Raw genomic sequence first — 10,524 nt, forward strand, 5'->3', positions numbered from 1 at the left:
GGCTAACTGAAAGGGGCGAAAGGATGAGGTTGCGCAGCGCGCCGTTCGCAGCGGGAGAGAAATAACGGCGCAAACGTCTAGATGAGCAACTGCTCCTAGAACGATAGTTCGAGAAGGTCGCCGCTTCGGATCATGTCACCAAAAGTGGTCGCCGGGCTTTGCAGCCGGGCCATCATGGCCGACATCAAAACTTCGTCACAGGGCTCGTCATGCATCTGCTCGACACGATCCATCGTGTCCACCAGATGGGACAACCAAGCACTGTCGTCGGCTGCCGAAAACGGCTGACGCTGACCCATCGACCTGTCCTTCACGCCTCTTGTTCTTGTTGTCTCAACGCCCGAATCCGTTAACGGGTTCCGGGTGTGGCAGTATTGCAATCCCTGTTCTTGTTATAAGTGAGACATCTCGCCATCCGGTTCAGTTCCGTCCGGTGATTTTCCGGGTTCCTTTAAGAGACCATTGAGGAACCCGACACCGGCAACCGGGGGAACAGGTCAAGGGCCGATCGACGGACACCGGCAACGAATTTCAGCGCGTGTGGGAATCGGTGAATTCGTGCATTAAAGGCGGGCAACGCCTCCCCCCGCCCGCGCCGATGCGCTTATGTCCGGGGCCGCGCATCCGCCCCATTCGAGACCGATATCGAGCACCATGGCCGCATCCGAATCCAACGTCCTCAAGCTCGCCCCAGAAGCCGGTACGCCTGCCTATCGCAGCGCGCCGCATAATATCGAGGCCGAACAGGGCGTGCTGGGCGCGATGCTCGTGAACAATGACGCGTTCTATCGCGTGTCGGACTTCTTGAAGGCCGAGCACTTCTACGAGCCGCTGCACCAGACCATTTTCGACACCGCCTCCAGCATCATCCGCGCCGGCAAGATCGCCACCCCGGTGACACTGAAGACGTTCCTGCCCGCCGATACCGATCTCGGCGGCATGACCGTGGCGCAATATCTCGCCCGCCTCGCGGCCGAAGCGACCACGATCATCAATGCGCAGGACTATGGCCGCAGCATCTACGACCTCGCGATCCGTCGCCAGCTGATCGGCGTCGGCGAGGACATGGTCAATGTCGCCTACGATGCGCCGGTGGATTTCGCCCCGCGCGCCCAGATCGAGGATGCCGAGCGCCGGCTCTATGAGCTTGCCGAAGCTGGCCGTTACGACGGCGGCTTCCAGCGCTTCTCACAGGCCATGACCACCGCCCTCGAAATGGCGGCCAATGCCTATCAGCGCGACGGAAAACTGTCCGGCATCTCCACCGGCCTGCGCGATCTCGACGGTCGCATGGGCGGGTTGCAGCGCTCCGACTTGATCGTGCTGGCCGGCCGTCCCGCCATGGGCAAGACCTCGCTGGCCACCAACATCGCCTACAATATCGCCGCCGCCTATCAGGCCGAATTGCAGCCCGACGGCACCAACAAGACCATCAATGGTGGCGTGGTCGGCTTCTTCTCGTGCGAAATGTCGGCTGAACAGCTGGCCACCCGTATTCTCGCCGAGCAGACCGAGATCTCCTCGAGCGCGATCCGTCGCGGCGGCATCACCCAGGACCAGTTCGACAAGGTCCGCGACTACACGATCCGGCTGCAGAACCTGCCGCTCTATGTGGACGAAACCGGCGGCCTGTCGATCTCGCAGCTTACTGCCCGCGCCCGCCGCCTGAAGCGGCAGAAGGGCCTCGACGTCATCATGGTGGACTACATCCAGCTGTTGCAGGGCTCGGGCAAGCGCTCCGACAACCGCGTGCAGGAAGTCACCGAGATCACGACCAACCTGAAGGCGCTGGCGAAGGAGCTCAACGTTCCCATCATCGCCCTCTCGCAGCTGTCTCGTCAGGTGGAAAACCGCGAGGACAAGCGCCCGCAGCTCGCCGACTTGCGTGAATCCGGATCGATCGAGCAGGACGCCGACGTGGTGATGTTCGTCTATCGCGAAGAATACTACCTGCAGGCCAAAGAGCCGAAGGCAGGCACACCGGAGCACGAGAAGTGGCAGCTCGACATGAGCCTCGTGCATGGCAAGGCCGAGGTGATCGTCGCCAAACAGCGACATGGTCCCACGGGTGCCGTCCCCCTGCAGTTCGAAGGCCAGTTTACGCGCTTCAGCGATCTCGCCGAGGGCGACCGGTACATGCCGGCGGTGCCTCACGAGTGATTTGGTCGCGGTTGAACCGCGACCATCACGCGTTTATCTTGCGCTGCGACATGACCGCCTGAACCGGCGTCACCCACGCCTCAGGATGTGCGATGACCGAGCCCGCTTCCACCCCTGCCGTCGAACTCGATCCGACGGCCATCGGCCTCCTCACCATCGACCTCGACGCCATCACGGCCAACTGGCGCAAGCTTGAAAAGGCGAGCGTGCCGGCCGAATGCGGCGCGGCAGTCAAAGCCGACGCCTATGGCTGCGGCATCGACCGCGTGGTCCCAGCTCTCGCCAAGGCCGGTTGCAAGACCTTCTTCGTCGCCACCATCGATGAAGCCCGGGCTGCGCGCGCCGGCGCGCCTGATGCGGCGATCTACGTGCTGAACGGCCTGTCGCCAAATTCCGGCGACGCGCTTGCGGCCATCAAGGCACAGCCGGTGATCAGCGACCTCAACGAACTCGCCGAATGGGACATCTTCTGCCGCCGCACCGGCTGGACCGGCGGCGCCGGCGTTCATGTCGATACGGGCATGAGCAGGCTCGGTCTTTCGCTTGACGAGGCTCAGAGCCTCGCCCCGCGTATCACCTCCGGCAATCATGGCTTTACCCTGGTGATCAGCCACCTCGCCTGCGCCGAGCAGCTGCAGAACCCGATGAATCCGAAACAGGTCGGTGCCTTCCGCGAAGTCTCGCACCTCTTCTCAGGCATCACCTCGTCGCTCGCCAATTCCTCCGGCATCTATCTCGGCCCGAGCTACCTGTTCGACATGGTGCGTCCGGGCGCTGCCATCTATGGCGTCAATCCGACGCCGGAAGCCGCCAATCCCATGCTGCCGGTGATCGACCTCAAGGCCCGCATCATCCAGACCCGGGATGTTTCCCGCGGCGACACCGTCGGCTATGGCGCCACCTGGACGGCGCGCCGCCCCACCCGCCTTGCAATCATCGGGACCGGTTATGCCGATGGCTATTTTCGCGCTGCAGGCAGCAATGACGGCACCCGCGGCGCCGAAGTCGTGATCGCCGGCCAGCGCTGCCCGGTTGCCGGGCGCATTTCCATGGACCTGATCGCGATCGACATCACCGACCTGCCGGCGAATGCCGCCCGTCGCGGCCACATGGCCACGCTGATCGGCGAAGGCCTCACAGTGAACGACCTTGCCCATCACTTCGGCACCATCGCCTATGAGGTGCTGACCAGTCTGGGACGGCGCTATCAGCGCGCGTACAAAGGCGGCTGAACTTGACCTGCGAAGCTATGGCTTCGGTATGACGCGATAGAGCGCCGCATAGGGCGTCGCTTGCAACAGTGCCAGCCCGTCAATGACCGGCAGCGGCGTCGGCGCATCGATCAGCAGCACACGGTCGAAATGGCGGCGCCAGTTCCTGATATAGCCGGGCGCCACGCTGTCGTCGGTTTGCAGATAGGGCAGATCGACAGGCTCGTCGAGTGACGCCGATATCGCCTTGTAGGCCGGCCGGATGTCGAGCGGCTGCTGGGATGGATCGGCGAACATCAGCGGCCAGAACGCCTTGCGCTCGATTGCCAGCATCGCGCCAAGATGGCCATCGAGCCGATAGATACCCGGCAACGACCGCGCCGGCTTCGGTGTCTCCATCACATTGCCGGGTTGCCCGCGTGCCACCAGCACCGTCGCCCCCGGCTCGACGGAGGCGATGGCGGACCTGATATCCGCGAGGTCACCGCGATGCGCGATCCATGTCGATGAGATGTACAGGCTGCGTATGCCGATCAGCGCGGCAAATATCAGGCCGACCACGATCGCCTCACGCCTGTCGAGCCGCGGATCCATGGTGGCAAACAGCACGAGGCCGATCATCAGGCCGAGACGCACATCGACAAAGGTCCCGTTCTTGATTGTCGACGGCGCCAGCACGAAGGCCATGGCCAGCGCACCGAGCACGAGCCACGCGCCGCGCGCCCACCTGGCCCGGCGCCACAACAGAATAACGATGCAAAACACGGCAATGCCGGTGGCGAGCGTAAGCCCAACGCTGGTCGACATGGCAGGCGTGAACAACGCCCAGATTTTCTGCAGACCCCGCCATGCGCCGATCGACGCATGGCCTTCGGCCAGCGGGCACAGCGCGAACAGGACCGCCGCAGGCGAGAGAACAAGCGCAAGCTGCGCGGCCGTTTTGATTATCTCGCCAGATGTGAGCAAACGGCTCCGCCAGCACCGCCACAGTCGCACAGCCTCCTCCGCGCCGATCAGCATGGCGAACAGGATCACGCCGAAAAGATGCGTGAAGAAGATCGCGGTTACGAGAAGCGCGCCGACAACCGTTGCCAGCCACTGACTCCGACGTCGCAGCACCCGCCAGGTCGCAGCAGCAAGCAGCGCAAGGCCAAGCGACAGCAGGAAGTTCATGAAGCCGAGGTGGAAAATGCCGTTGGTCGCCATCACGCCGGATGCCAGCGGCCAGAGCGCGAAACGGCCGAATGCCACGCGATGATAGACGACCACGCCGATCACCGGTGCAAACATGCTCAGCGCCAGCAGCAGCCGTCCTCCGACATGAACGGGCACGACTTTCAGCAGCATGGTCCCCAGCACGTCGATGCCGAGATTGGGCACGATGCGCCAATGCGGCGCATAGATCTGCGACAGCACGGGATCGTCGGGATGCGCGAGCACGAAGATGCGCGCCAGATGGTTGGGATAATCGAGCACCGGCGGCACATCCACCAGCAGGAACGGGGCTGCCAACGCGACCGTCAGCGCCAGCGCGGCGAGCAGCCACAGCCGATCCGGCCGCCGGCCCGCGACTGCCTTCATCGTAGGAAACGCGCCAGCTGGATTCATGCTCGATATCGCCTCTTTCCGGCCGGACCTTGGCAAAGCCGGATTGATATCCCGTCAACAGGTGACCGATCCCGGGAATCGTGGTGAGCTTCGCGTCAGATCATCACATGCGCTCGACGCCGGAGCCTTCATTGTCGTTCATCTTCGTTTGCGCCGTCGGCCTGCTCGCCGGCACGATTTCCGGCATCGTCGGCACCGGCTCGTCGATCATGCTGATGCCTGTGCTGATCTATGAATTCGGCCCCAAGGAAGCCGTGCCGATCATGGCCGTGGCCGCCGTGATGGCCAATCTCTCGCGCATCATGGCCTGGTGGCGGGAGATCGACTGGCGCGCCACCGCGGCCTATTCGGTCACCGGTATTCCGGCTGCCGCGCTCGGCGCCCGCACGCTGCTGGTGCTGCCGTCACAGGCCGTTGATCTCACCATCGGTCTGTTCTTCATTGCCATGGTGCCGCTGCGCCACTGGCTGGCCCGGCGCTCCTTCACCATCAGCCTTTGGCAGCTCGCGCTTGGCGGCGCGATCATCGGCTATGTCACAGGCATCGTCGTCTCCAGCGGCCCCTTGAGCGTACCGCTGTTTCTGTTCTACGGCCTCGCCAAGGGCGCGTTCCTCGCCACCGAGGCCGCCAGTTCGCTCGGTCTCTATCTCAGCAAGTCCGTCACTTTCCAGCGCTTCGGCGCGCTCGATCTCGATGTGCTGGTGAAGGGTCTGATCGCCGGCGCGTCGCTGATGTTCGGCGCCTTCATTGCCAAGCGCTACGTGCTCAAGCTCAGCGTCGAGACATTCCGGCGCATCATGGACGGGATCATGATCGTGGCCGGCATCAGCATGGTTTTGTCGGGCCTGCGTCTCGTTTGATGCACACCCCTCAAAACGAATCGGCCGCCTCGCGGCGGCCGATCAGAACTCATAGCAGGAAAAACTCAGTAGCCGTAAGCGCCGTAGCTGTAGCCACCACCGTAGCTCGCGCTATAGCCGTAGCTGCCATAGCTCGAGCCGAAACTGAAACCGCGATTGCAGGTCGAGCAACCGACCTGAACCGGAGCGTAATAGACCTGAGCCGGCGCCACCTGCACGGTGCGCTGCTGGGTCGCGTACCGCGCCGGGACGCGGCGATATTCGGTGCGGGCCGGCGCGACCATCACGGTCTTCGGCACCATCACCGTGCGATACTGCGCGGGGCGATGACGACGAACGGTGTGGCCGGGCGACACCATCACGGTGCGTTCCACCGTGCGATATTGCGGCGGGATCACCTGCGGCTGATAGCAGGTGGTGCAGCCGGCCTGAGCCATGCTCGGGATCGCCATGCCGGCGACGGCAACGATTGCGGCAGTAATGAATTTTTTCATGATCGTGTCCTGTGCGAAGGCCGTATTGCAAACGAGTTCGGATCGCTGTCGGACAAGAGACTTAATTGAGCGGCACCGAGGGTCAACGCGGAGTTGTTATTTACCTTGACGAACGTGCTTAAGATCAGGTGACAGGCGGCAAGCGATTTCACGGCATCTGGCCCATCCGTGCTATTCAACGTCTTCACCGAGAGCGATTCCACCGATGGCCAAATCCGCCCCCTCCTTCGTCTGCCAGAATTGCGGCGCTGCCTATAACAAGTGGCAGGGCAAGTGCGAGGCTTGCGGCGAATGGAATACGCTCACCGCAGAAGACAGCGCCACCGCGATCCCGGTCTCGGCGCGCTCCAAGCGCAAGGGACGGACGTTCAATCTCGAAAGTCTGACCGGCACCAGCCAGGACGCACCGCGCATTCCGTCCGGCATGGGCGAACTCGACCGCGTCACCGGCGGTGGCTTCGTCCGCGGCTCGATCATCCTGATCGGCGGCGATCCCGGCATCGGCAAATCAACACTGCTGACCCAGGCGACTTCCATGATGGCCAAGGCCGGCCACCGCGTCGTCTACATCTCGGGCGAAGAAGCCGTCGCCCAGGTGCGTCTCCGCGCCGCTCGCCTCGGCCTTGCGAATGCGCCGGTGCAGCTCGCCTCCGAAACCTCGGTGGAAGACATCGTGGCCACGCTGTCCGAAGGCACCGTGCCGCGGCTGATCGTGATCGACTCGATCCAGACCATGTGGACCGACACGGTGGAATCAGCTCCCGGCACCGTCACCCAGGTCCGCGCCTCCGCGCAGGCGCTCATTCGTTTCGCCAAGAAGACTGGCGCCACCATCATTCTGGTCGGCCATGTCACCAAGGACGGCCAGATCGCCGGCCCCCGGGTCGTCGAGCATATGGTCGATGCCGTGATGTCCTTCGAGGGCGAAGGCTCGCAGCAGTTCCGCATCCTGCGTGCGGTGAAGAACCGTTTCGGCCCCACCGACGAGATCGGCGTGTTCGAGATGACCGGCCTCGGCCTGCGCGAGGTCTCCAACCCGTCCGAGCTGTTCCTGTCCGATCGCGACCTCGGCTCCCCTGGCACCGCGGTGTTCGGCGGCATGGAAGGTACCCGTCCGGTGCTAGTCGAGTTACAGGCTCTGGTTGCTCCGACGACGCTCGGCACCCCTCGGCGTGCCGTGGTCGGCTGGGACTCGTCACGCCTTTCAATGGTCCTCGCGGTGCTGGAAGCCCATTGCGGCGTCAAGCTCTCGGGCTACGACGTCTATTTCAACGTTGCCGGTGGCCTTCGCATCAATGAACCCGCCGCCGACATGGCCGCTGCCGCTGCCCTCGTCTCCTCGCTCTGCAATGCGCCGCTACCCACGGACGCCGTCTATTTCGGCGAGATCTCGCTGTCGGGCGCCGTTCGGCCGGTGGCGCAGACCTCGGCACGTCTGAAGGAAGCTGCCAAGCTCGGCTTCGGCCGCGCCGTGCTGCCGGAAGCCGCCCGCGGCGACCCCGGCGGCGATGCCGGGCTGACGCTGAACAGTATCGGCAACCTGACGACGCTGGTCGCGGAGATCGCCGCGCGTGGCGTCAAGCCGGCGCGCGATGGCGGCAATACCACACAGAGCGAGAAAAGCGCCCCGCCCGCCCGTTTCCGGCGCGACAACGGGTGACGGTTGCGTGACCTCGCGCACGCAGCCCGCTATAGAAAACACGCGCGAAAAACGTGGCCATCGCGCAACGCTTCGTTCAGGTTCGTAGCCAGAAGCGGAACATTGATGTGCGGCATGGCCTGCAGGCGGTTTTCCGCCCTCGCGAGACGTGCCATATCACCGTCACCTGAACTGGCAGCTTTGCTGCCGATTCGCGTTTTCTGACCGAGCGGACCAGACCCGACGATGCCGATCACGATTCTCGACCTTGTCCTGCTCGGCGTCATGCTGATCTCCGGCCTGCTCGCGATGGTTCGCGGCTTCATGCGCGAGATCCTCTCGATCGCCGCCTGGGGCGCCGCGGCGCTGGTCACGCTTTACGCGTTCCCGAAGGTACTTCCTTCCGCGAAATCCTATATCGCCAACGACACCATCGCGACCGCCGCCACCATCGGCGGCCTGTTCGTGCTGACGCTGATCGTTGTCTCCATCATCACCGTGCGCATCTCGGACATGATCCTGGACTCGCGCATCGGCGCGCTCGACCGCACCCTCGGTTTCCTGTTCGGCCTCGCCCGCGGCATGCTGATCGTGGTCGTGGCTTTCCTGTTCTTCACCTGGCTGGTTCCGGACAAGCAGCGTCCAGACTGGGTCACCGGCGCAAAATCGCGCGTCGTGCTGGAATCCACCGGGAACTGGCTGATGTCGCTCTTGCCGGATGACCCTGAAAACACCATTTTGAAGAAGTTCAAGAAGAACAAGCCTGAAGACGAGTCGACGGAAGCGGCGCCGGACGCTCCGGGTGGAAACGATGGCTATTCCAAGACGGCACGCGACAGCATGAAGAAGCTGATCGACAAACCCGCGGGACGCTGATCCGTCCCGAGCTTGAACTGACTGCGCGAGGGTGCGTGTGTTGCACGGCTCGCGACAACAGAGGCGCGGTGCATCCGATGCATAATTCTATGGACGACGCAGCACATTCCAGCTTCGACGTGAACGACGATCTTTCCGGCGACATGCTGCGCGAAAAGTGCGGTGTGTTCGGCATCTACGGCCACCCCGAGGCCGCCGCCATTACCGCGCTCGGCCTGCATGCGCTCCAGCATCGCGGCCAGGAAGCCGCCGGCATCGTCGCCTTCGACGGCCGCCGCTTCCACTCCGAACGCCGCCTCGGCCTGGTCGGCGACACCTTCTCCCGTCGCGAGGTGATCGAGCGCCTGCCCGGCACCAACGCCATCGGCCACACCCGCTATTCCACCACCGGCGAAACCATCCTGCGCAATGTGCAGCCGCTGTTTGCCGAACTGAATGCCGGCGGCTTCGCGGTCGCTCATAACGGCAACCTCACCAACGGTCTGACCCTGCGCCGCGAGCTCGTGAAGAACGGCGCCATGATGCAGTCGACCACTGACACCGAGGTGATCCTGCATCTGGTCGCGCATTCCAAGCGCAACCGTTTCCTCGACCGCTATATCGAAGCACTGCGCGCCATCGAAGGCGCCTATGCGCTGGTTTCGCTGACCAACAAGAAGCTGGTTGGCGCGCGCGATCCGCTCGGCATCCGCCCGCTGGTGCTCGGCGAACTCGACGGCTGCCCGATCCTGGCGTCGGAGACCTGCGCCCTCGACATCATCGGCGCGAAATACATCCGCGATATCGAGCCCGGCGAAGTCATCGTGTTCGACGAGACCGGCACCCAGAGCCACAAGCCCTTCGCCCCCCAGCCGCCGCGCCCCTGCATCTTCGAATATATCTATTTCGCGCGCCCGGACTCGATCAATGACGGCCGCTCCGTCTATGACACCCGCAAGCGCATGGGCGAGGAACTCGCCCGCGAGACCCATGTGGATGCCGACGTCGTCGTGCCGGTGCCGGATTCCGGCGTCCCCGCCGCGCTCGGCTACAGCCGCCAGTCCGGCGTGCCGTTCGAGCTCGGCATCATCCGCAATCACTATGTGGGCCGCACCTTCATCCAGCCGACCCAGAGCGTGCGTGAACTCGGCGTGCGCATGAAGCATTCGGCGAACCGCGCTGCCATTGCCGGCAAGCGCATCGTGCTGATCGATGACAGCCTCGTGCGCGGCACCACCTCGAAGAAGATCGTCAAGATGATGCGCGATGCGGGCGCCACGGAAGTCCATTTCCGCATCGCCTCGCCGCCGATCACCCATCCCGATTATTATGGCATCGACACCCCCGACCGCGCCGGCCTCCTGGCCGCGACCCATTCCCTGGAGCAGATGCGCGAATTGATCGGCGCCGACTCGCTGGCCTTCGTCTCAGTGGACGGCATTTATCGAGCCATGGGCGAGCCCGGCCGCAACCCGGCCCAGCCGAAATTCGCCGATCACTGCTTCACCGGCGACTACCCGACCCCGCTGACGGACATGAGCGAGATCGACGATCCGCGGCAGCTCTCGCTGCTGGCGGAGGCGAGCTAAGTCCCTTGTCGTCCCGGCGCACGCCGGGACCCATAACCTCCGACGAGTTTTGACACTCGGGGGATTGGACACAGGCGCTTTCCCGCATCATAACCTGCGGTGTCTATG

General features: G+C 63.8%; 9 protein-coding genes and 1 pseudogene. 6 read left to right on the forward strand and 4 right to left on the reverse strand.

Features of this window, described 5'->3' with window-relative positions:
* Positions 1 to 95: 95 nt before the first annotated feature.
* On the reverse strand, positions 96 to 299 hold the full coding sequence (locus ACIQ17_RS10345) for a hypothetical protein (RefSeq protein ID WP_398468100.1): 204 nt from the start codon (positions 297 to 299) through the stop codon (positions 96 to 98).
* 355 nt (positions 300 to 654) lie between these two features.
* Between ACIQ17_RS10345 and ACIQ17_RS10350 the strand changes: the two genes are divergently transcribed.
* Entirely contained in the window at positions 655 to 2,160 is a 1,506-nt protein-coding gene (locus tag ACIQ17_RS10350) for a replicative DNA helicase (protein ID WP_398468102.1), read from the forward strand.
* Positions 2,161 to 2,252: 92 nt separating this feature from the next.
* Positions 2,253 to 3,392 carry an alanine racemase gene (gene alr / locus ACIQ17_RS10355; protein WP_398468104.1) on the forward strand — a complete coding sequence of 380 codons (1,140 nt, stop codon included), beginning with the start codon at positions 2,253 to 2,255 and terminating at the stop codon, positions 3,390 to 3,392.
* 15 nt (positions 3,393 to 3,407) lie between these two features.
* On the opposite strand, the gene ACIQ17_RS10360 is transcribed toward alr, so the two are convergent.
* A complete protein-coding gene (locus ACIQ17_RS10360; protein WP_398468106.1) occupies positions 3,408 to 4,979 on the reverse strand; it encodes a hypothetical protein in 1,572 nt (523 codons plus the stop codon).
* 131 nt (positions 4,980 to 5,110) lie between these two features.
* Between ACIQ17_RS10360 and ACIQ17_RS10365 the strand changes: the two genes are divergently transcribed.
* Entirely contained in the window at positions 5,111 to 5,839 is a 729-nt protein-coding gene (locus ACIQ17_RS10365; RefSeq protein ID WP_398468117.1) for a sulfite exporter TauE/SafE family protein, read from the forward strand.
* Between the two features lie 158 nt (positions 5,840 to 5,997).
* Here ACIQ17_RS10365 and ACIQ17_RS10370 read toward each other — a convergent pair.
* Positions 5,998 to 6,291: pseudogene (locus tag ACIQ17_RS10370) on the reverse strand (hypothetical protein); the annotation flags it as partial.
* Between the two features lie 247 nt (positions 6,292 to 6,538).
* Between ACIQ17_RS10370 and radA the strand changes: the two are divergent.
* Positions 6,539 to 7,993: a DNA repair protein RadA gene (gene radA / locus ACIQ17_RS10375; protein ID WP_398468108.1), complete on the forward strand. Its 1,455-nt coding sequence runs from the start codon at positions 6,539 to 6,541 to the stop codon at positions 7,991 to 7,993.
* 29 nt (positions 7,994 to 8,022) lie between these two features.
* Here the strand turns inward: radA and ACIQ17_RS10380 are convergent, their stop codons facing one another.
* Entirely contained in the window at positions 8,023 to 8,229 is a 207-nt protein-coding gene (locus ACIQ17_RS10380) for a hypothetical protein (RefSeq protein WP_398468110.1), read from the reverse strand.
* On the opposite strand from ACIQ17_RS10380, the gene ACIQ17_RS10385 reads away from it, so the two are divergent.
* Together ACIQ17_RS10385 and purF are read left to right on the forward strand one after the other, a co-directional pair.
* Entirely contained in the window at positions 8,219 to 8,848 is a 630-nt protein-coding gene (locus ACIQ17_RS10385) for a CvpA family protein (RefSeq protein WP_211913234.1), read from the forward strand. The genes ACIQ17_RS10380 and ACIQ17_RS10385 overlap by 11 nt on opposite strands.
* Positions 8,849 to 8,937: 89 nt before the next feature.
* Positions 8,938 to 10,416 (forward strand): amidophosphoribosyltransferase, encoded by a 1,479-nt coding sequence (gene purF / locus ACIQ17_RS10390; RefSeq protein WP_398468113.1) that lies wholly within the window; start codon positions 8,938 to 8,940, stop codon positions 10,414 to 10,416.
* The last annotated feature ends 108 nt before the right edge of the window (positions 10,417 to 10,524 follow it).

Origin of the sequence: Tardiphaga sp. (assembly GCF_044340795.1) — a bacterium.
GTDB lineage: Bacteria > Pseudomonadota > Alphaproteobacteria > Rhizobiales > Xanthobacteraceae > Tardiphaga.

What these genes read in the sequence shown, in the direction of transcription:
- ACIQ17_RS10345 (WP_398468100.1), bottom strand. Translation starts at nt 299, where the DNA reads ATGGGTCAGCGTCAGCCGTTTTCGGCAGCCGACGACAGTGCTTGGTTG.
- ACIQ17_RS10350 (WP_398468102.1), top strand. Translation starts at nt 655, where the DNA reads ATGGCCGCATCCGAATCCAACGTCCTCAAGCTCGCCCCAGAAGCCGGT.
- alr (WP_398468104.1), top strand. Translation starts at nt 2,253, where the DNA reads ATGACCGAGCCCGCTTCCACCCCTGCCGTCGAACTCGATCCGACGGCC.
- ACIQ17_RS10360 (WP_398468106.1), bottom strand. Translation starts at nt 4,979, where the DNA reads ATGAATCCAGCTGGCGCGTTTCCTACGATGAAGGCAGTCGCGGGCCGG.
- radA (WP_398468108.1), top strand. Translation starts at nt 6,539, where the DNA reads ATGGCCAAATCCGCCCCCTCCTTCGTCTGCCAGAATTGCGGCGCTGCC.
- ACIQ17_RS10385 (WP_211913234.1), top strand. Translation starts at nt 8,219, where the DNA reads ATGCCGATCACGATTCTCGACCTTGTCCTGCTCGGCGTCATGCTGATC.
- purF (WP_398468113.1), top strand. Translation starts at nt 8,938, where the DNA reads ATGGACGACGCAGCACATTCCAGCTTCGACGTGAACGACGATCTTTCC.